Source organism: Achromobacter maghribensis, assembly GCF_057334215.1.
In genome coordinates, this window is sequence record NZ_JBHFII010000039.1 from 199,330 (window position 1) to 219,056 (window position 19,727).

The following is a 19,727-nucleotide window of genomic DNA, read 5'->3' on the forward strand; positions in this document are numbered from 1 at the left end:
GGATGACCATCAAGCCGCTTCGTCTTTATTGCTGTATTGCTTTTGCCTTTCGGCAGAACCGCGGCATCGTTGATACCACGTGTTCTAAATAAGTTGGCGCGCCCGGCAGGATTCGAACCTACGACCCCCTGGTTCGTAGCCAGGTACTCTATCCAGCTGAGCTACGGGCGCTCCGAAAGAGGCGTGTTTATAACATGAAAAAATACCATCGCGCAAATCGACTAAAAAACTGCGCGGTTTTTTGCCGCTGTTTTTTTTGACGACTGGCGTCTGTAACGCCCCGCAGCGCTTGCGACAGATCAAAGAAGCCGCCCGTCCATGCGCAGTACGCTGGACGTGCCGCAACGCAATCAGACACACCATGGCCAAGAAATTTCCAATGCATCCGAAACACCCCGAGCGTATTTGCTGGGGTTGCGACCGCTATTGCCCGACCGACGCCATGAGCTGCGGCAACGGCTCGGACCGCACGATGCATCCCATCGAACTTCTGGGCGACGACTGGGCTAGCGTGGGCGATTGGGGATTCGACGCGACGGACGAAAAGGGACAAGCTGCGGACCAACATTCGCCCGCCGCCGCCACATAGACGCGGCCGGCCGGAAGATTCGCAGCCGAACATTCACTGCTCGAAAATCCCTGGCGCCACTTTCCTGGCCCCTCTTTCCTCGCGCCACTTTCCTCGCGCCTCTTTCCTGGCAGTACGTTTTCGCGGCACAAAACAAAAAGGCCTTCGATACGAGATCAAAGGCCTTTCTATTTTTCTTTCTGTGTTTTCTTTCTTTGGCGCGCCCGGCAGGATTCGAACCTACGACCCCCTGGTTCGTAGCCAGGTACTCTATCCAGCTGAGCTACGGGCGCTCCGACAAAGAGGCAAAATTATATCAGAATAATTAAGCCGTTGGGGCTGCTGCTGCCCCTATTTGCTTTTTTCTTTTACGTTTTCACGTTCCTCGTTTTTTTGCATTCCCGGTTCGGTGAATGTCTTCATTGTGAATTTCTTCACAGTGATTTTTTTCATCGATTCAGAACACTAAAAAACTTGGCGCGCCCGGCAGGATTCGAACCTACGACCCCCTGGTTCGTAGCCAGGTACTCTATCCAGCTGAGCTACGGGCGCTCCGACAAAGAGGCAAAATTATATCAGAATAATTAAGCCGTTGGGGCTGCTGCTGCCCCTATTTGCTTTTTTCTTTTACGTTTTCACGTTCCTCGTTTTTTTGCATTCCCGGTTCGGTGAATGTCTTCATTGTGAATTTCTTCACAGTGATTTTTTTCATCGATTCAGAACACTAAAAAACTTGGCGCGCCCGGCAGGATTCGAACCTACGACCCCCTGGTTCGTAGCCAGGTACTCTATCCAGCTGAGCTACGGGCGCATCAAAAAGCAAGCCTTGAATAATAGCGTTGTTTCAGAAATCGCGCAAGTCGGGGCGGGGAAAATCTGCCATGCGCCCCGCCGCGCCATCCTCCCCGAGCAAGCTAGTACAGCGTCAGCGTAGGCCGTCGCGCGGCGCTTCCGTTCCACACGACGGGCAAGCCAGCCGCTTCGGCCGCGCGCACGATCAGTCCGCCAACGCGCAGCATGTCGGCGTCCGCGCCTTCGGGCGCGCCCCAGAACGCCAGATCCAATCGCCCTTCCTTCTTTGCGCGGTTGCGGTCCGGGCGGGTATAGAAACAGAACCCTTGCAGCCCGGCCGCCACGCCACCGCGTTCATCGAAAACTTCCGAGCAATCGTCAAAGCCGTCCGACTGCGTCGTGCCCACATCCTGCATAGCCACCAGGCCCGCCTGCGTCAGCGCCTCGAACATCGAATCCAACCGGGCTTGCGCCTCGCGCCATTGCACCGCACTAAGCTTGACCGGCTCGGGCTCCGGCTCCGGTTCTTCAAGCGCCACACCGGTCAGCGCGGACAGCAGTTCCTGCACCTCGGGCATCATCGCATTCACGGTGATGTGGTTGCCGTGGTCATCGCTGATGTCCGCGCGGGCGCCCGCATCGATCAGCAGTTGCACGGCGTCCGTGCTGGGCGCGAACTCCGCCGCAAGATACAGCGCAGTGCGCCCCTCGCGCTGGAATTCCAGTGGACTGCCGGCGTCGATCAACGCCTTCAGCACGGCCAGGTTCTCCGCAATCTCGGTGTCATTCGCACCCATCGCGGCGCACTGCAACGCGGTGAATCCCTGCGCGTTCACCGCCGCCGGGTCCGCGCCCGCCTCCAGGCACGCACGCACGCCTTTCACATCGCCGCTACGGGCGGCATCGAAAATCTTGCTGGGCTTCAAGGGCAGCTCCTAGGTTTGCGCCACGCCGGGGGAAGATGGAGGATGATAGCAACCCGTGCGCCAAGCCCCCCGCCGCCGGAAAGCTCTATCCTAGTGGCGGCTTTCCGCCCCCTCGATCAACGCAACGGCCTTTAACGTGAAACACCTGCTCGCCAGCCTAGACAAGCTGGATGACTTCGACGAAATCATCGACGTGCGCTCGCCGCTCGAATACGCCGACGACCACATCCCCGGCGCCATCAACGCGCCCGTGCTCAGCAATGAAGAACGCGTGCAGGTCGGCACCTTGTACCGCCAGGTTTCGCCCTTCGAAGCCTCGCGTACCGGCGCGGCCATCGTCGCGCGCAACATCGCGCGGCACCTGGAAACCACCTTCGCGGACCGCCCGCAAGGCTGGCGCCCGCTGGTGTACTGCTGGCGCGGCGGCAAGCGCTCGGGTTCGATGACGGTGATGTTCAACATGATCGGCTGGCGCGCGCGCCAACTCGACGGCGGCTACAAGCGCTACCGCGGCGCCACGCTCGAGGCGCTGGACACGCTTCCTGCGGCCTTGCGCTATGTCGTGCTGGTCGGCCCCACCGGCAGCGGCAAGACGCGGCTGCTGAACGCGCTGGACCAAGCGGGCGCGCAGACCCTGGACCTGGAACAGCTGGCATCGCATCGCGGATCGCTGTTGGGCGCGCTGCCCGGTGTCGCCCAACCGTCGCAGAAGCGATTCGACACGCTGCTGGCCACGCGCCTGCGCGAACTGGACGCCAGCCGGCCGGTCTACGTGGAATCAGAAAGCCGCAAGATCGGGTCGGTGGCCTTGCCGCCCGCGCTGCTGCAAGCGATGCACCAGGGCGCCTGCATCGAAGTCGTCTCCACACGCGAAGACCGCGCCGCCTTCCTGCAACAGGATTACGCGGAACTGTTCGCAAGCCCTGACTGGTTGAAGGCACAGCTGCAACGCCTGCTGGGCTTGCACAGCCGCGAGGTCATCAACAACTGGCTGCTGATGGTGGACGAAGGCCGCCGCATCGACTTGGCGCGCGAACTGATCGACCGCCACTACGACCCCGCCTACACCCGCAGCAGCCACGCGCACTACACGCAATTGCCGCAGGCCACGCGTATGGATTTCCGGCCGAATGACGCCGACGTGGTGGAGCAAGCCCGGGCGTTGTTGGCGGCGCTGGAATGAAAAGCCCATGAAAAAACCCCGCAATCACTTTCGCGATTGCGGGGTTTTTATCTTCAGCGCTGGTACTAAGCCAGCGCCGAAGCTTATCTGGCGGAGACGGTGGGATTCGAACCCACGATGCAGTTTTTAGCCACATACTCCCTTAGCAGGGGAGCCCCTTCAGCCTCTCGGGCACGTCTCCGAAAAGAGAACGAGATTCTAGCACGTTTTTTTTGAGTCTTGCCCGCAAACGGGGCCATCAATCAAAAAAACGTGCCGGAACCGTTGCCTTTATTCCTTGGCGCCCGGCGTCTGGTCCAGGCCGAAGGCCTTGTGCAGCGCGCGCACGCCCAATTCCATGTACTTGTCGTCGATGATGACGGACGTCTTGATCTCGCTGGTGCTGATCATCTGGATGTTGATGCCTTCTTGCGAAAGCGTCTGGAACATCAGGCTGGCCACGCCCACGTGCGAGCGCATGCCGATGCCCACGATCGAAACCTTGGCGACTTTCTCGTCGGTGGACAGTTCGCCCGCGCCCACGGCGGGGATGACTTCGCGCTTGAGCAGGTCGACGGCGCGCGCGAACTCGTTGCGGTTCACGGTGAACGAGAAGTCGGTCGTGCCAGCCACGGACTGGTTCTGCACGATCATGTCGACATCGATGTTGGCGGCGGCGACAGGACCCAGGATGGAGAAAGCGATGCCCGGTTTGTCGGGCACTGCCAGCAAAGTGATTTTGGCTTCGTCGCGGCTGAAGGCGATGCCGGAGACAACGGCGGCTTCCATTTTTTCGTCTTCCTCAAAAGTAATCAGCGTGCCCGAGACCATTTCTTCGTCGAGCGGGATGAGCGGGTCGGTCAGCGAGGACAGGACCCGGACCGGTACACGATATTTGCCGGCGAATTCAACCGAGCGGATCTGGAGGACCTTGGAACCCAGCGACGCCATTTCCAGCATTTCCTCGAAGGAAACGACGGCCATGCGGCGCGCTTCGGGCACCACGCGCGGATCGGTCGTGTAGACGCCGTCCACGTCGGTGTAGATCAGGCATTCGTCGGCCTTGATGGCCGCCGCCACGGCCACGGCCGAGGTGTCCGAACCGCCACGGCCCAACGTCGTGATGTGGCCTTCCGGGTCGATGCCCTGGAAGCCCGTCACGATGACCACGCGGCCAGCGTCGAGGTCGCCGCGGATGCGCGCGTCGTCGATGGAGCTGATGCGGGCCTTCGTGAAGGACGAGTCCGTGCGCACAGGCACTTGCCAACCGGCATAGCTGCGCGCCGGCACGCCTTCGGCCTGCAGCGCGATTGCCAGCAAACCGCTGCTGGCCTGCTCGCCGGTGGCGGCGATCATATCGAGCTCGCGGCCATCGGGCTGGGGCGAAATTTCGCGTGCCAGGCCAAGCAGGCGATTGGTTTCGCCCGCCATTGCCGACGGCACAACAACAACCTGGTGGCCTGCGGCATGCCACTTCGCGACGCGACGCGCCACGTTCCTGATGCGCTCGACCGAGCCCATCGAAGTACCGCCATATTTGTGAACGATCAGGGACATCTCGTACTCTGGCTGGGAACCCGCCGCAAAGTGGTGGCGGGCAAAACCATATATTCTAGCGCGGCGGTAAAAATTTGCTCAGTTTGAGGAAATTTATGTTCATTACGCGGCTATTTTTCTGCGGATTCTTTCCAAAGCAGCCGTTTTTATCCTCTGGGCTCTACCCAGACCCGTCCCCGGTGGCATCGGATGACGTGCCCCGCCTGCTCCACCCGCAACTGGCGGTCATGGCCCAGGCTGTGCAGTTCGCGCAGTTGGCGCAAGAGGTCGCGCAGGCGCGCGTCGGTGGGCATACGGGCGCCGTTCTGCGCCAGCCAATGGCGCAGCACTTGCGACTGGCGCGCCGCAGACAACCCACGCCATGCTTGCAGCGAAAAACTGACGCCGTCCGGGCTGGGGTCCAGCCGGGCGAAATCCTCGCGCGCCACCTCATCAAGGATCTGGGCGGCCTCGGCCATGTGCCCCGCATGCCTGGCGACAATGCCCCGCCACGCGGGCCAGCGGCGATCCAGCACCGGCGCCAGCAGTTCACGCACCGCGGCGCGCGTGTAGCGGGGATCGGCATTGGTGGGGTCCTGCACCGGTTGCCAGCCGCAGGCGGCCTCGACGGATGCCGCCGCCTGCAGGATGGTCGCGCGGTCCTGGTCTAGCCACGGGCGCAGATACCAGACGCCGTCGCGCAGCGACGCCGGCGACATGGCCGCCATGCCGGCCAGCCCCGTGCCGCGCAACAGGCGCAGCAGCACGGTTTCCGCCTGGTCGTTGCGGTGGTGCGCCAGCAGCACATGCCGCGTTCCATGGGCTTGCGCCAAGTCGGCCAGCGCCGCGTAGCGGGCGTCGCGGGCAGCCGCTTCGATGCCTTTGCCGCCCGCTTGCTCGACGTGGACCCGGGCCTCGGCCACGGATACGCCCAGCAAGCCGCCCAGCGCATGCACCTGGCGCCCCCAGGCATCGGCGGCGGCCTGCAGGCCGTGATGCACATGGAACAGCGACAGGCCGATGCCGAGCTCGCGGCATACGGCCGCCGCATGCACGGCCAGCATGGCCGAGTCCGCGCCGCCGCTGACCGCGACCGCGATGCGGGCGGGACGCTCGGGCAAAGCCAGCAGGGCGTGCCGCAACGGCGCGGCCAATGCCGACGTGACGGGAGGCCCTGCGGGGGCCGATGGCGTGCCGGAATGCACAACGCCCGACTCGGCCGCGTGGGGCGTGTCGGGCGTTGGCCGGACGTTCATGGGGATGGCGCGGGTAGCGCGGTCGCGACGCCGGCTGCGTGCCGGCGCCCTGCCCGCCTTACGCGCGCACTTCCTGATAAGCGCCGTAGGACAGCAGGCGTTGCACGCGCTGTTCCACAAGCTGTTCGGGCGTCATGCCCTGAAGCTGGCGCAGGGCGTCGCCCAGCGCGCGGCGCAGCAGGCGCGCCATGACGCGGGGGTCGCGGTGCGCGCCGCCCACGGGTTCGTTGACCACCCGATCCACCAGACCCAGATCTTTCAGGCGCGGGGCAATGATGGCCAGCGCTTCGGCGGCGTCGGGCGCCTTGTCGGCGCTGCGCCACAGGATCGAGGCGCAGCCTTCCGGCGAAATCACGGCATAGGTGGCGTATTGCAGCATCAGCACGGCGTTGCCCACGGCGATCGCCAGCGCGCCGCCCGAACCGCCTTCGCCGATGATCGTGCAGATCACCGGGACCTTGAGTTCGGCCATGGCGTACAGATTGTGGCCGATGGCTTCGGACTGGCCGCGCTCTTCGGCGCCAATGCCGGGATAGGCGCCCGGGGTGTCCACGAAGGTGAACACGGGGATGCCGAATTTCTCGGCCAGGCGCATCAGGCGCAGGGCCTTGCGGTAGCCTTCGGGACGCGGCATGCCGAAATTGCGGGCGGCGCGTTCCTTGGTGTCACGGCCTTTCTGATGGCCGATGACCATGCAGGGGGTGCCGTTAAAGCGCGCAAGACCGCCGATGATGGACTGGTCGTCGGCGTACATGCGGTCGCCGTGCAGTTCATGGAAGTCGGTGAACATTTCGCGCACGTAGTCCAGCGTGTAGGGACGCTGGGGATGGCGGGCGACAAGGGCCGTCTGCCACGGCGTGAGCTTGGCGTAGATTTCCTTGGCCAAGGTCTGGCTCTTCTGCTGCAGACGTCCGATTTCGTCGGAGATGTCTACCGCTGAATCGGCCTGCACGTAGCGCAGCTGTTCGATCTTGTTTTCAAGTTCGGCCAGCGGCTGTTCAAATTCCAGAAATGTATTGCGCATGTAGTGTGGTTCCGTAGATGGGCTGCCTGGTGTGCATCAGTATTGAACCGGTGTCGGTTCCAGACTGCGCCATAAGTACCAGGTTGCCACGGTACGCCAGGGCTGCCACGCCAGCGAGACTTCGCGAGCCTCGAAGCGCGAGACAGGCTCGCCACTGAAATAGTGTAGCGAGATTGCCTTGAGCAACCCGGGATCATCCAGCGGCAGGACGTCAGGCCGCTGTAGATTGAAAATCAAAAACATCTCCGCCGTCCAGCGTCCGATGCCGCGAATGGCGACCAATTCCGAAATAACGGCTTCGTCGTCCATGGCGGCCCACTTTTCGGGGTGGACGCGGCGTTCGCCGAAATGCACCGCCAGGTCGAGGACGTATTCGGCTTTGCGTTGCGACAGGCCGGCCTTGCGCAGCCCGTCCACGCCTACGCGCAGCACGGCGACCGGCGTGGGGCGCTTGCCCACGGCGTCGATGAACTTGGTCCAGACGGCATCGGCCGCCTTGGTGGAGATCTGTTGGCCGATGATCGCCCGCGCCAGCGTCACGAACGGCGTGCCGCGCGAGGTCAGCCAGACCTCGGGATGCTGGGGGATGACCTTTTTCAGGATGCGGTCGCGCCGCATCAGATGGGCGACGGCGGCCTCCCAATACTCGGGCTTGGGGATGTCGAGATCGGCGGTGGACATATCGGGCGTATCCACTGGGCTCAGGCCCGGCGCCATTGCGTCAAGCCACCCGGCTTGTCGTCGAGCTCAATCCCCGCATCGCGCAATTCGGCGCGGATGCGGTCCGCTTCGGCGAAATCGCGGCCGGCCTTGGCGGCTGCGCGGGCGTCGATCAGCGTCTGGATCGCGTCGGCGTCCAGCGTGGCGCGCGGGCCCTGCTCGATCGCCGCGGCGGAATAGCGGGTGGAGGACTGGAAATACGTGGCGGGGTCCTGTTGCAGCAGGCCCAGCAGCGAGGCCAGCGCCTTCAACTGGCCGGCGCTGCGCGCGCTTTTGGTGCGATTGGCCTCGGAGGCCAGCTCAAACAGGGCCGCAATCGCGCCGGAGCTGTTGAAATCGTCGTCCATGGCGGCCTTGAAGGCCTGCGCTTGCGGCTCGTTCCAGTCGATGCCCTGGTCGTCGGCCGGCACGTTCTGCAGCGCCTGGTACAGGCGGTCCAGCGCGTTCTGCGCGTCGATCAGGTTGTCGGGCGTGTAGTTTTGCGAGCTGCGGTAATGGTTGCGCACGATGAAGAAGCGCACCATTTCGGCTTCGCGCGGGTTGACGCGGTAGGTCGCCTCGTCCGTGGCCGGGTCGCCCTGGGCGACCGTCTGGCGGATGGTGCGGAAATTGCCCAGGGACTTGGACATCTTGTCCGAATCGACCATGAGCGGGCCGCAATGCATCCAGATATTGGCCAGCGTGCCGCCGAAGGCGCCTTCGGTCTGCGCGATCTCGTTTTCGTGGTGCGGGAACTTCAGGTCGGGACCGCCGCCGTGGATGTCCAGCGGCAGGCCCAACAGCGACTTGCTCATGGCCGAGCACTCGATGTGCCAGCCCGGACGGCCCAGGCCGTAAGGCGACTCCCACTTGGTGTCGGCGGGTTCGTCGGCCTTGGCCGATTTCCACAGCACGAAATCCAGCGGGTCGCGCTTGGCCGAGCCCACGGCCACGCGTTCGCCGGCGCGCAGGTCGTCCAGCGTCTTGCCGGACAGCTTGCCGTAACCGGCAAAGCCGCGAACGGCGTAGTTCACGTCGCCGTCGTCGGCCTGGTAGGCCAGGCCGTTCTTTTCGAGCTTGCCGATGATGTCCAGCATATCGCCCACGTAATGGGTGGCACGGGGCTCGCGGTCGGGCGATTCGACGCCCAATGCCTGCTCGTCGGCGTGCATGGCGGCGATGTAGAACTCGGTGACTTCGCCGATGCGGCGGCCGGTTTCAACGGCACGGCGGATGATCTTGTCGTCGATGTCCGTGATGTTGCGCACGTAGTCGACCGCCAGCCCACTGGCGCGCAGCCAACGCTGCACGATGTCGAACGAGACCAGCATACGTGCATGGCCAAGATGGCAGAAGTCGTACACGGTCATGCCACACACGTACATGCGCACCTGACCAGCCTGGGCCGGTTTGAACGGTTCTTTGGTACGCGATAACGTGTTGTAGATTTGCAGCATGGCGCTTTAGGATTCGTCTAATTGCTTCCGGGGCGGATTCGGAAAGTTGCTTGCGAAGGACAATACCTTCGCAGCCTGCCGCCAACACCAACATCATCGAAAATCGACGACGGGTCTTGCCAGACGCCGGGTTTGATTCGGTTCTACGCCGAGCCAAATCCGGATCTGCTTCGGGCCTATTTCGGGTCTATTTCGGGTCTATTTCGGGTCTATTTCGGGTCTATTTCGGGCCTATTTCGGGGTCTATTTCAGCCCTATTTCGGCTCTGCTTCGGCTTTCACCCCCATTCCAGCCCCTGGCTCGACACCCGATGTCGAACCAAAAACTCAACCGGGGCTAAAATGGCGGTCGTCAAGTATAGCAAGCGGCCCGGTCGCGCGCGTAAGTGCGGGCCGGCCACGACTTTTAACGGATACCCACGTGACTATCAAGCCGCGTTTTTGTGTCGCCCTGCTCGCCCTGGCTGTTGCTGGCGCGCCGGTTGGAACCGCCCTTGCCCAGTCGATGGCTGGCGGCGCCGGCACCAACCCCAATGCCACCCGCACCACGCTGGATCCGATTCCGCCCGAAGGCGGCTGGGACAGCCTGGCCAAGCTGCTGGAAGCGGCCAAGCCCGGCGTCGATACGCGGCTTGCCCCGTCCCCCTCGCAGGTCACCACGCGCATCGAGATGCTGCTGAACCGCGGCGACGTGGACGAGGCGCTGGCATTGATCGAAAAGCGCGAAGCAGAGATCAAGGACCAGCGCGGCACCGACGTGCAACTGATGTTCCAGCACGCGCGCGCCCTGGCCGCCTTGAACCGCACGAACGAGGCCATCGACATCTACACCGACATGACCACGCGTTTCCCGGAGCTGCCGGAACCTTGGAACAACCTGGCGGCTCTATATGCCAGCCGCGGTGAACTTGAAAAAGCGCAAGATGCCCTGCAAATGGCATTGCGCGCCGACCCCGGCTATGCGGCCGCCCGGGCCAATCTGGGCGACCTGCAACTGCTGCAGGCCCTGCAGACTTACAAAAAGGCCGCCCGCGACGGCGTGCCCGGCATGCAGGACAAAGCCCGCGAAGTCGAAACCATGCTGAAGGATAAACAAGGCAAATGATGTCCCGTTACTCCCCCTTCCACCTGTTGCGCCTGACGGCGTGCTCGTTCGCGCTGGCCGCATTTGCCCCAGCCCTCGTCAGCGCCGCCCCCGCGGCCACTTCTTCCACCCCCACTTCTGAAGGCACAAAAGCCATGAGCACCAATCCCCGCGTCAAGCTCGTCACGAACCAAGGCGACATGGTCATTACCCTGGACGCCGCCAAGGCGCCCAAGACCGTCGAGAACTTCCTGACCTACGTCAAGGAAGGCTTCTACAACGGCACCGTGTTCCATCGCGTGATCGACGGCTTCATGATTCAAGGCGGCGGCTTCGAACCCGGCATGAAGCAAAAGCAGACCCATGCCCCGATCGAGAACGAAGCCAACAATGGCCTGAAGAACGACAAGTACACCCTGGCGATGGCCCGCACCAGCGACCCGCACTCGGCGACTGCCCAGTTCTTCATCAACGTGTCGAACAACGACTTCCTGAACTTCACGTCGCCCACGCCGAACGGCTGGGGCTACGCCGTCTTCGGTACCATCACCGAAGGCACGGACGTGGTCGAAAAGATCAAGGGCGTGAAGACCGGCAACAAGGGCTTCCACCAAAACGTGCCGAACGAAGACGTGATCATCGAGAAGGCCGAAATTCTTGAATAAGATTGCCTTGTCCGGCCCGATCTGGCTGGCATCCGACTTGCATCTGGGGCCGGCAACGCCGGCTACCTCGGAGGCCTTCCTGGCCTTTCTGCAAGCCGCGCAAGAAGACGCTGCCGCCCTGCTGCTGCCGGGCGACATCTTCGATGCCTGGATTGGCGACGACGTGATCCGCGCCGCACCGCCGTGGCTGTCCACGGTGCTGTCGGCGCTGCGGGAAACCGCCGGGCGCATCCCGGTGTGGCTGGGCCGCGGCAACCGCGACTTCCTGATCGGGGAAGAACTGGCCAACACCGTGGGCGCCAAACTGCTGCCCGAACCGGCCCTGCTGGAAACGGATTTCGGCCAGGTGCTGCTGACCCATGGCGACGAGTTCTGTACGGACGACGCCGCGTATCAGCAGTTCCGCAAGATGGTCCGCGACCCGCGATGGCAGGCCGAGTTCCTGGGCAAGACCATTCCCGAACGCCTGGCGATGGCACAACAGGCCCGTGGCGAAAGCCAGGCGGCCAACCAAACGAAGTCCATGGAGATCATGGACGTCAACGGCGCCGCCGTCGACGCCATCTTCCGCGAAACGGGCGTGCGCGTGCTGGTGCATGGCCACACGCATCGCCCCGCCCGCCACGTGCTGGAAGTCGACGGCAAGAAATGCGAACGCTGGGTGCTGCCCGACTGGGACTTCGACCACGTGTCGCCCGCCCGGGGCGGCTGGCTGGTCATCGACCGTGACGGCCTGGAGTTCTACGATCTGGAAACGGAAGCGTAACCCCCGCGCCACCGCCAACGCGCACAAGAAAAAGGGCCTCGCAAACACGGCGAGGCCCTTTTTTTGTCCCGCCGCCGCAAGGCTTAGCGGGTGAAGACCCAGGCGGCCACGACCGCGCCGAACACGATGCGGTACCAGGCAAACACGCGGTAGGTGTGGTTGGCCACGAAGCGCAGCACCGCCCGCACCACCACCATCGCGCTGAGGAACGCGGCGATGAAACCCACGGCGATGCCGGACAGGTCGTGCTGGGTCAGCATGCCGAAGTTCTTGTACATGTCGAACACGGCCGCGCCCAGCATCGTGGGCATGGCCAGGAAGAACGAGAATTCGGTCGCCGTCTTACGCTGGATGCCGGCGATCATGCCGCCAATGATGGTGGCGCCCGAACGCGACGTGCCCGGGATCATGGCGAAGCACTGGGCCACGCCCACGCCCAGCGCCTGCTTCCAGGTGATCTGCTCCAGCGTATGCGCCGAGGCGCGCTCGTCGGACGCCGTATCGTCGGCCGCCCCCGGCACGTCACCCGGGGTATGGTGCGTTTTGCGCTCGACGTACAGCATGATCAGGCCGCCCACCACCAGCGTCACCACGACCACGCCCGGGTGATAGAACACCGACTTGATCGCCTTGATGAAAATCGCGCCGATGACGGCGGCGGGCAGGAAGGCGATGATCAGGTTGCGGGCGAAGGCGACCTCGCTGGGCACCCCCGTCAGGGCGCCGCGGATCAACTGGAGCAGCCGCGCGCGGAATACCCACATCACGGCCAGGATGGAACCCAGCTGGATCACCACCTCGAACACTTTTCCGTCGCCGGATTGGAAATTGATCCAGTCGCCCACCAGGATAAGGTGGCCGGTGCTGGATACCGGGATGAATTCCGTCAGGCCTTCAAGAATGCCAAGGATGAAAGCCTTGACCAGATAGAGCGCGTTTTCAGTCACGATAGGTAGGATTTCCGGTTAATCGTTGGCAAGCGATGCTTCATCGGAGAGCATTTCCGGGGGCCGCCTTTCGACGCGCACCAGCGCGATCCGGCGGCCGTCCATTTCCAGGACTTCAAAGCGGAAGCGCTGGTGATGGATTTCGTATTCGCAGGCGTCTCCCGGCTTGGGCAGATGCCCGAAGCGCGACAGCAGATAGCCCGCCAGGGTGGAAAAGTCCTGGGCTTCGTCGACCAGGCCTTCGGTTTCCAGCACCTGTTCAACATGGTGCAGATCGGCGGCCCCGTCGATCTTCCAGGTATTGTCGCCGTCGGCCACGATGTCGGGCAGTTCGTCTTCGTCGGGGAATTCGCCGGCGATGGCCTCGAACACGTCGATGGGCGTGACCAGCCCTTCGATGGCGCCGAACTCGTCGGCCACCAGCACCAACTGGCCACGCGACCGTTTCAAGGTATCCATCAGGCGCAGGATGCCGATGGCCTCGTGCACGATGATGGGGTCGCGCAGGCGGTTGCGGCGCACCCGGCCTTCGGTGATCAGGTCGGCCACCAGATCTTTGGCGCGCGCAATGCCCAGCACCTCGTCCAGCGAACCGCGGCAAACCGGGAAGAAGCTGTGGGGGGCCTCGGTCAGTTGGCGGCGGATCAGTTCGGGGGCATCGTCGATATTGATCCAGGACACGTCCGTGCGCGGCGTCATGATCGACCGGATGGACCGTTCGGCCAGCGTCAGCACCCCGCTGACCATGTTGCGCTCTTCAACGCCGAAGGCCGGCATGGCCGGGCCGTCGGCGTTGGGCAGGTCGGGCTCGTCGCTGGCGGGCGGGCGCTTGCCCAGCATGCGCAGCACCGCGGACGCCGTGCGTTCGCGCATCGGGCGGCGGGCGTCCAGCTTCAGCAGGTTGCGGCGCGCCACCTGGTTAAGCGCTTCGATGGCCACCGAGAAGCCGATGGCGGCGTACAGGTAGCCCTTGGGCACCTTGAAGCCAAAGGCCTCGGCCAGCAACGAAAAGCCGATCATCAGCAGGAAGCCCAGGCACAGGACCACCACGGTCGGGTGCGCGTTGACGAAGCGCGTCAACGGCTTGGAGGCCAGCAGCATGATGCCGATGGCGATGACGACGGCGATCATCATGATGGCCAGGTGGTCGACCATGCCCACGGCGGTGATCACGGAGTCCAGCGAGAACACCGCGTCCAGCACCACGATCTGCGTCACGATGACCCAGAAGCTGGCGTACACGCGCGGCCCGGACGCGCCGACGTGCTGCCCGCCTTCCAGGCGTTCGTGCAGTTCCATCGTGCCTTTGAACAGCAGAAACAGGCCGCCTACCATCAGGATCAGGTCTCGCCCCGAGGGCGACAGTGGACCGACCGAGAACAAGGGCGTGGTCAAGGTGACCAGCCACGACATGACGGACAAGAGGCCAAGCCGCATGATGAGGGCCAGGCTCAACCCCATGATGCGCGCGCGGTCACGCTGCGCGGGGGGCAATTTGTCCGCCAGGATGGCGATGAAAATCAGGTTATCAATGCCCAGGACGATCTCAAGGACCACCAAGGTAAGCAAGCCGACCCACGCAGCGGGGTCTAGCAGCCACTCCATCAGGAGCTCCAGAAGTTACACGACCGGTAATCGTACATGGAAATGCCGTGACACGCCGGTGACACGCCTCGTCCGTATGCCTGATGGCCACTGGCGTTCACCCCCCTGAAAAGCGGGGCGAGCCGGATTCCGGGCAGAAAAAAAGCTGGCGCGTGCGCCAGCTTTCAGCCGTCGATCGGCAGCGGAAAAATCAGCCGCCCAGCTTCAGCGTGCCCTTCATCATGGCCCAATGCCCCGGGAAAGAGCAGAAATAGGCGTAGTCCTGGCCCGCCGCGATCTTCGACACGTCGAAGGTCACGGAATCGGATTCGCCGCCGCCGATGACTTTGGTGTGGGCGATGACCCGGGGGTCGGCCGGCTTGACATAGTCTTGCGCCAGGCCCGCGCCGACGCCCTCGGTGGCTACGGCTTGCTTGTCCGCGTCCTTGGTCAGCACCAGGTTATGGCCCATGGCGACCTTCGGCATCTTGCCCACGTGCTTGAGATGCAAGGTGAACTGCTTGCAGCTTTTGTCGACGACGATTTCCTTGACGTTGTACTGCATGGCGTCATTGCTTTCGACAGTGGCCTCGCATTGCGCGGCAAGCACCGGCAAGGCGGTGGTGGATAGCAGAAGGGCCAGGGTGGTCTTTGCAAGCATGAAATTCTCCGGTGACTGGGCGGTCTGACTGCGCGATTGCGGTATCTGTCCGCAAGGCCGCCGCCGCGCAGAAGTCTATGCCCGAGATTCCGCCGCCCAATTGACGCGCATCAATCCCGACCGCCAATAACCGCATACATCCCTACGGTCAATAAGGGTATTGCGCAGGACGCATGCGAATTTGACAAACCGCAACCTGATGCGGCGCGGCGATTCGTAGGATGGCTACAGACCCACACCAAGAAGAGTCAAAGCATGCGCGGCAGTACGGCAGCACATCACGGAAATCCCCATTTCATCTGGGCCCTCTTCATTTCCTTGCTGCTGAGTTGCGCATTGCTTGGAACCGCCGCACAGGCACAGCGATTACCTGATTTCCTGGGTGCAACGCCGATTGCCGAGATCTTCCCCGGGGCCGACCGGATCGGCGCGCCTGAAGGCAAGCCGATGACCGTCCGGGCCTACGCCGGCGACCAGGCGCTTGGCCGGATCTATCTGACTTCCGACGTCGTCAACACCCGGGGGTACTCCAGCAAACCGATCGATGTGCTGGTGGGCCTGGCGGACAACGGCCGCATCGTCGGCGCAAAGCTCGTCGAACACCACGAGCCCATCGTGCTGATCGGCATCCCTCAATCGAAGGTCGACCATTTCATCCAGGGCTATGTGGGCCTGAATTTCCTGGACAGCCCGCCCCGCCACGGCGCGCCGCCGCCCGTGGACATCGTCAGTGGCGCCACGGTCACGCTCATGGTGATCGGCGACAGCATCACGCGGTCCGCCATCCTGGTGGCGCGCGCCTACGGCGTCGACAAGGCGGCCGCGGCCCAGCCCGCCGCCGCCCCGCCCGTGCGTCATGTGGACGAGGCCCGGGACACCGTGGAGTCCTGGCAGTCGCTGCTTGCGGCCGGCGCGGTCAGGCGCCTGCGCCTGTCGCCTGAAGACGTGGATCTGGCGTTCCGCCAGTCGGGCCGGCAAGACGCGGCCCGTCACGGGCAGGAAGCCGCGCAGGACGATACGTTCATCGACCTGTACGTGGCGCTGGCCAGCGTGCCGGGCATCGGCCGCAGCCTGCTTGGCGACACCGAATGGCAGCGTCTGAAAGAACGGCTCAAACCAGGACAGCAGGCAATTCTGGTGGCGGGCGAAGGCGCCTATTCATTCAAGGGCTCGGGCTATGTGCGCGGCGGCATCTTCGACCGCATCGAGATCATCCAGGACGAAAGCAGCTTCCGCTTCCGCGACCGCAACCATCAAAGACTGGCCGACATCGCGGCGCAGGGCTCGCCCGCGCTGCGGGAAGTGGCGCTGTTCGTCGTGCCGGAAGACGCGGCGCTGGACCCCGTGAAGCCCTGGCGCCTGCAACTGATGGTGCAGCGCGTGCTGAGCGTGTCCGACAAAGCCTTCGTTACCTTCGACCTGCCCTACGACCTGCCCGGGCGGTATACGCAGGCCAGTGCGCAGCCCGTGGCCCCGCAGCAAACGCCTGCCAGCCCGCCCGCGCCGGGCGCCCAGCCCCCCGAAGACCCTGCCGCGCCCGCACTGTGGAAGCAGATCTGGCAGGGCAAGCTAGGCCAGGTGGCCATCCTGGCGGTGGCGCTCGTGGTGCTGGTCGGCATCTTCTTCTTCCAGGACCAGCTGGCAAGCCGGCCGCTGATGCATGACCGCCTGCGTCTGGCGTTCCTGGCGTTCGCGCTGTTCTGGATCGGCTGGTATGGCCAGGCCCAGCTATCCATCGTCAATGTGCTGACGTTCTTTTCAGCGCTGCGAACCGACTTCCGCTGGGAATACTTCCTGATGGATCCGCTGGTCTTCATCCTGTGGTGCGCCACGGCGATCTCCATGGTTTTCTGGAACCGCGGGGCGTTTTGCGGCTGGCTGTGCCCATTCGGCGCCCTGCAAGAGCTCTCCAACCGCATCGCCAAACGCCTGGGAGTGCGCCAGATCACGCTCCGCCACGGCGTGCACCAGCGCCTGTCGACGCTGAAGTATGTGATTTTCCTTCTGCTGTTCGGCTTCTCGCTCTACGACCTGGCCGTCGCCGAGCAGCTTGCCGAGGTTGAACCGTTCAAGACCGCGATCATCCTGCGCTTCATGCGCTACTGGCCGTTCGTGGCGTTCGCCGTGGCGCTGCTGGCCGCCGGCCTGTTCGTGGAACGCTTTTTCTGCCGTTACCTCTGTCCGTTGGGGGCCGCGCTGGCCATCCCTGCCCGGCTACGCATCTTCGACTGGCTGCGCCGCTACCGCGAATGCGGCAACCCCTGCCAACGCTGCAACCACGAATGCCCGGTGCAAGCGATTGAACCCACCGGCGAAATCAATCCGAACGAGTGCATCCAGTGCCTGCACTGCCAGATGCTCTACCACCACGAGCAGAAATGCCCGCACCTGATCCAGAAGCGGAACAAACGCGAACGCCGCCGCGCGCCGGACACCGGCCCCGTCGAGCAAGAGATCGTCATGCACCGCGCACCGAACCCCAACGCACCGGCCAGCCCGGCGCCATCCGAACCCTGACCCTCCGTTTTCGCACTGCGGCGCCAAGCGCCGTCCCTATCAAGGAGTTATCCATGTCCGACAAGAATCCCGACAAAGCCGGCTTGACCCGCCGCAGCTTCCTGGGAACCGCCGCCATCACCGGAGCCGCCGGCCTGGTCGGCGGCGCGCAACTGTCCACCGCTCACGGTAAAGAGGCCAAAGCCGGCGCCGGCGCCGTGCTTGGCCACGTCGGCCCCGGCGAACTGGATGAATACTATGCCTTCAACTCTGGCGGCCAATCGGGCGAAGTGCGGGTGCTGGGCCTGCCGTCCATGCGCGAGCTGGTCCGCATCCCGGTTTTCAACCACTGCAGCGCCACCGGCTGGGGCCGCACGAATGAAAGCCGCAAGATCCTGTCCGAAGGCCTGACCCCGGAAACCCGCGAATACCTGAAGGACAAGGGCGGCGTGTTCCTGAACGGCGATGCCCACCACCCGCACTTGTCGTTCACCGACCGCACTTACGACGGCCGCTATCTCTTCATCAACGACAAGGCGAACAACCGCGTCGCGCGTGTGCGCCTGGACGTCATGAAGACCGACAAGATCACCGAACTGCCCAACGTGTCGGGCGTGCACGGCCTGCGGCCCCAGCGCTATCCGCGCACGGGCTATGTGTTCGCCAATGGCGAGCACATCATCCCGCTGCCGAACGACGGCAAGATCGTCGACGATCCGAAAAAGAACTTCTTCGCCATTTACACCGCGCTGGATGGCGACACCATGAAGGTCGCCTGGCAGGTGCTGGTGGACGGCAACCTGGACAACGGCGATGCCGACTACCAGGGCAAGTATTCCTTTTCCACCTGCTACAACTCGGAGAAGGGCGTCACGGTGGAAGAAGCCTCGGCCAACGAGCAGGACTGGGTGGTGGTGTTCAACATCAAGCGCATCGAAGAGGCCGTCAAGAAGGGCGATTTCAAGACCATGGGCGGCGTGCCGGTGATCGATGGGCGCCACGGGTCCAAATACACCCGCTACATCCCCGTGCCGAATTCTCCGCACGGCTGCAACGCCGCGCCCGATGGCATCCACCTGGTGCTCAACGGCAAGCTGTCCCCCACCGTCACGGTGCTGGACGTGCGCACGCTGGACGATCTGTTCGACGACAAGATCAAGCCGCGCGATTGCGTGGTGGCCGAGCCTCAACTGGGCCTGGGCCCCCTGCACACGGCTTTCGATGGCCGCGGCAATGCCTACACGACGCTGTTCATCGACAGCCAGATGGTCAAGTGGAATATCGACAAAGCCAAACGCGCCTTCAAGGGCGAAAAAGTCGATCCCATCATCCAGAAACTGGACGTGCACTATCAACCCGGCCACAACCACTCCACGATGGGCGAAACCCGGGAGGCCGACGGCAAATGGCTGGTGTCGCTGAACAAGTTCTCGAAGGACCGATTCCTGAACGTGGGTCCGCTCAAGCCCGAGAACGACCAGCTCATTGATATTTCCGGCGATGAAATGAAGCTGGTCCATGACGGCCCGAGCTTTGCCGAGCCGCACGACATGTGCCTGGTGCACCGGTCCAAGGTCCATCCCGTCAGCCTTTGGAAACGCGACGACCCGATGTGGGACGACGCGCGCCAGATGGCCAAGAAAGACGGCGTCTCGCTGGACGACGCAGCCAAGATCGTGCGCGATGGCAACAAGGTGCGCGTGTACATGATGGCGGTCGCGCCCATGTTCAGCATCAAGCGGTTCGAGGTCAACCAGGGCGACGAGGTCACTGTGGTGGTGACCAACATGGAAGTGATCGAAGACCTGACGCACGGCTTCACGCTGGAAGGCCACGGCATCGCCATGGAAATGGGGCCTCAGGCAACCGCGTCGGTCACGTTCACCGCGGACCGTCCGGGCGTGTACTGGTACTACTGCCAATGGTTCTGCCACGCGCTCCACATGGAGATGTCCGGCCAGATGGTCGTTCATCCCAAGAAGTCCGCGTAACGCCCATGACGTTCATCGCAACGTTGACGGTGGGCGTCGGCCGCGCTGCCGGCGCCGTGCTGGCAGCCCTTGGGCTTGCCCTGCCCGGCGCCGCTGGCGCGGCCACCGTGCAGG

At 63.6% G+C, this 19,727-nt stretch carries 16 protein-coding genes and 5 tRNA genes; 7 read left to right on the forward strand and 14 right to left on the reverse strand.

Annotated features, from left to right (window positions below):
- Positions 1-94: 94 nt before the first annotated feature.
- Positions 95-171: transfer RNA gene (locus ACE039_RS16490), tRNA-Arg, on the reverse strand.
- A 190-nt stretch (positions 172-361) separates the two neighbouring features.
- Here ACE039_RS16490 and ACE039_RS16495 point away from each other — a divergent pair.
- Positions 362-589 (forward strand): DUF3079 domain-containing protein, encoded by a 228-nt coding sequence (locus ACE039_RS16495; protein ID WP_105557536.1) that lies wholly within the window; start codon positions 362-364, stop codon positions 587-589.
- 195 nt (positions 590-784) lie between these two features.
- On the opposite strand, the gene ACE039_RS16500 is transcribed toward ACE039_RS16495, so the two are convergent.
- The 4 genes from ACE039_RS16500 to ACE039_RS16515 all read right to left on the reverse strand — a co-directional run bounded on the left by ACE039_RS16500 (position 785) and on the right by ACE039_RS16515 (position 2,286).
- A tRNA-Arg gene (locus tag ACE039_RS16500) sits at positions 785-861 on the reverse strand.
- A 182-nt stretch (positions 862-1,043) separates the two neighbouring features.
- A tRNA-Arg gene (locus ACE039_RS16505) sits at positions 1,044-1,120 on the reverse strand.
- A 182-nt stretch (positions 1,121-1,302) separates the two neighbouring features.
- Positions 1,303-1,379 (reverse strand) — tRNA-Arg (locus ACE039_RS16510).
- A gap of 103 nt (positions 1,380-1,482) precedes the next feature.
- Positions 1,483-2,286 (reverse strand): ankyrin repeat domain-containing protein, encoded by an 804-nt coding sequence (locus ACE039_RS16515; protein WP_485822841.1) that lies wholly within the window; start codon positions 2,284-2,286, stop codon positions 1,483-1,485.
- A 136-nt stretch (positions 2,287-2,422) separates the two neighbouring features.
- Between ACE039_RS16515 and mnmH the strand changes: the two genes are divergently transcribed.
- A complete protein-coding gene (gene mnmH / locus ACE039_RS16520; RefSeq protein ID WP_485822842.1) occupies positions 2,423-3,469 on the forward strand; it encodes a tRNA 2-selenouridine(34) synthase MnmH in 1,047 nt (348 codons plus the stop codon).
- Between the two features lie 88 nt (positions 3,470-3,557).
- On the opposite strand, the gene ACE039_RS16525 is transcribed toward mnmH, so the two are convergent.
- From ACE039_RS16525 to cysS, 6 genes are all read right to left on the reverse strand, one after another.
- Positions 3,558-3,650, reverse strand: a tRNA-Ser gene (locus ACE039_RS16525).
- Between the two features lie 89 nt (positions 3,651-3,739).
- Positions 3,740-5,005: an aspartate kinase gene (locus ACE039_RS16530; RefSeq protein ID WP_313463424.1), complete on the reverse strand. Its 1,266-nt coding sequence runs from the start codon at positions 5,003-5,005 to the stop codon at positions 3,740-3,742.
- Positions 5,006-5,151: 146 nt separating this feature from the next.
- Positions 5,152-6,126 carry a tRNA lysidine(34) synthetase TilS gene (tilS, locus tag ACE039_RS16535; RefSeq protein ID WP_448711322.1) on the reverse strand — a complete coding sequence of 325 codons (975 nt, stop codon included), beginning with the start codon at positions 6,124-6,126 and terminating at the stop codon, positions 5,152-5,154.
- A gap of 172 nt (positions 6,127-6,298) precedes the next feature.
- Positions 6,299-7,264, reverse strand: a complete 966-nt coding sequence (locus tag ACE039_RS16540) for an acetyl-CoA carboxylase carboxyltransferase subunit alpha (protein WP_006225512.1) — start codon at positions 7,262-7,264, stop codon at positions 6,299-6,301.
- Positions 7,265-7,300: 36 nt separating this feature from the next.
- A complete protein-coding gene (locus ACE039_RS16545) occupies positions 7,301-7,945 on the reverse strand; it encodes a DNA-3-methyladenine glycosylase family protein (RefSeq protein WP_006225511.1) in 645 nt (214 codons plus the stop codon).
- 20 nt (positions 7,946-7,965) lie between these two features.
- Entirely contained in the window at positions 7,966-9,420 is a 1,455-nt protein-coding gene (gene cysS, locus ACE039_RS16550) for a cysteine--tRNA ligase (protein ID WP_485822843.1), read from the reverse strand.
- A gap of 420 nt (positions 9,421-9,840) precedes the next feature.
- Here cysS and ACE039_RS16555 point away from each other — a divergent pair, with 420 nt between their 5' ends.
- The 3 genes from ACE039_RS16555 to ACE039_RS16565 all read left to right on the forward strand — a co-directional run bounded on the left by ACE039_RS16555 (position 9,841) and on the right by ACE039_RS16565 (position 11,934).
- A complete protein-coding gene (locus ACE039_RS16555; protein ID WP_448711313.1) occupies positions 9,841-10,524 on the forward strand; it encodes a tetratricopeptide repeat protein in 684 nt (227 codons plus the stop codon).
- Between the two features lie 134 nt (positions 10,525-10,658).
- Positions 10,659-11,168 (forward strand): peptidylprolyl isomerase, encoded by a 510-nt coding sequence (locus ACE039_RS16560; RefSeq protein ID WP_006225507.1) that lies wholly within the window; start codon positions 10,659-10,661, stop codon positions 11,166-11,168.
- Positions 11,161-11,934 carry a UDP-2,3-diacylglucosamine diphosphatase gene (locus ACE039_RS16565; protein ID WP_310030147.1) on the forward strand — a complete coding sequence of 258 codons (774 nt, stop codon included), beginning with the start codon at positions 11,161-11,163 and terminating at the stop codon, positions 11,932-11,934. Before ACE039_RS16560 ends, ACE039_RS16565 begins: the two co-directional genes overlap by 8 nt.
- Before the next feature lie 83 nt (positions 11,935-12,017).
- Here the strand turns inward: ACE039_RS16565 and ACE039_RS16570 are convergent, their stop codons facing one another.
- The 3 genes from ACE039_RS16570 to azu all read right to left on the reverse strand — a co-directional run bounded on the left by ACE039_RS16570 (position 12,018) and on the right by azu (position 15,126).
- Positions 12,018-12,881, reverse strand: a complete 864-nt coding sequence (locus tag ACE039_RS16570; RefSeq protein WP_313463172.1) for an undecaprenyl-diphosphate phosphatase — start codon at positions 12,879-12,881, stop codon at positions 12,018-12,020.
- Positions 12,882-12,899: 18 nt separating this feature from the next.
- On the reverse strand, positions 12,900-14,486 hold the full coding sequence (locus ACE039_RS16575; RefSeq protein ID WP_485822844.1) for a TerC family protein: 1,587 nt from the start codon (positions 14,484-14,486) through the stop codon (positions 12,900-12,902).
- 190 nt (positions 14,487-14,676) lie between these two features.
- On the reverse strand, positions 14,677-15,126 hold the full coding sequence (azu, locus tag ACE039_RS16580) for an azurin (RefSeq protein ID WP_105557492.1): 450 nt from the start codon (positions 15,124-15,126) through the stop codon (positions 14,677-14,679).
- A gap of 336 nt (positions 15,127-15,462) precedes the next feature.
- Between azu and ACE039_RS16585 the strand changes: the two genes are divergently transcribed.
- A complete protein-coding gene (locus ACE039_RS16585) occupies positions 15,463-17,643 on the forward strand; it encodes a 4Fe-4S binding protein (RefSeq protein ID WP_485822845.1) in 2,181 nt (726 codons plus the stop codon).
- 53 nt (positions 17,644-17,696) lie between these two features.
- Complete coding sequence (nosZ, locus tag ACE039_RS16590; protein ID WP_448711306.1) at positions 17,697-19,613, forward strand: TAT-dependent nitrous-oxide reductase; 1,917 nt, start codon at positions 17,697-17,699, stop codon at positions 19,611-19,613.
- The last annotated feature ends 114 nt before the right edge of the window (positions 19,614-19,727 follow it).

Excerpts from the sequence above, each read along its gene's own strand:
- ACE039_RS16530 (WP_313463424.1), bottom strand. The coding sequence starts at position 5,005 with ATGTCCCTGATCGTTCACAAATATGGCGGTACTTCGATGGGCTCGGTC.
- ACE039_RS16495 (WP_105557536.1), top strand. The coding sequence starts at position 362 with ATGGCCAAGAAATTTCCAATGCATCCGAAACACCCCGAGCGTATTTGC.
- ACE039_RS16545 (WP_006225511.1), bottom strand. The coding sequence starts at position 7,945 with ATGTCCACCGCCGATCTCGACATCCCCAAGCCCGAGTATTGGGAGGCC.
- ACE039_RS16575 (WP_485822844.1), bottom strand. The coding sequence starts at position 14,486 with ATGGAGTGGCTGCTAGACCCCGCTGCGTGGGTCGGCTTGCTTACCTTG.
- ACE039_RS16560 (WP_006225507.1), top strand. The coding sequence starts at position 10,659 with ATGAGCACCAATCCCCGCGTCAAGCTCGTCACGAACCAAGGCGACATG.
- nosZ (WP_448711306.1), top strand. The coding sequence starts at position 17,697 with ATGTCCGACAAGAATCCCGACAAAGCCGGCTTGACCCGCCGCAGCTTC.
- ACE039_RS16540 (WP_006225512.1), bottom strand. The coding sequence starts at position 7,264 with ATGCGCAATACATTTCTGGAATTTGAACAGCCGCTGGCCGAACTTGAA.
- cysS (WP_485822843.1), bottom strand. The coding sequence starts at position 9,420 with ATGCTGCAAATCTACAACACGTTATCGCGTACCAAAGAACCGTTCAAA.
- azu (WP_105557492.1), bottom strand. The coding sequence starts at position 15,126 with ATGCTTGCAAAGACCACCCTGGCCCTTCTGCTATCCACCACCGCCTTG.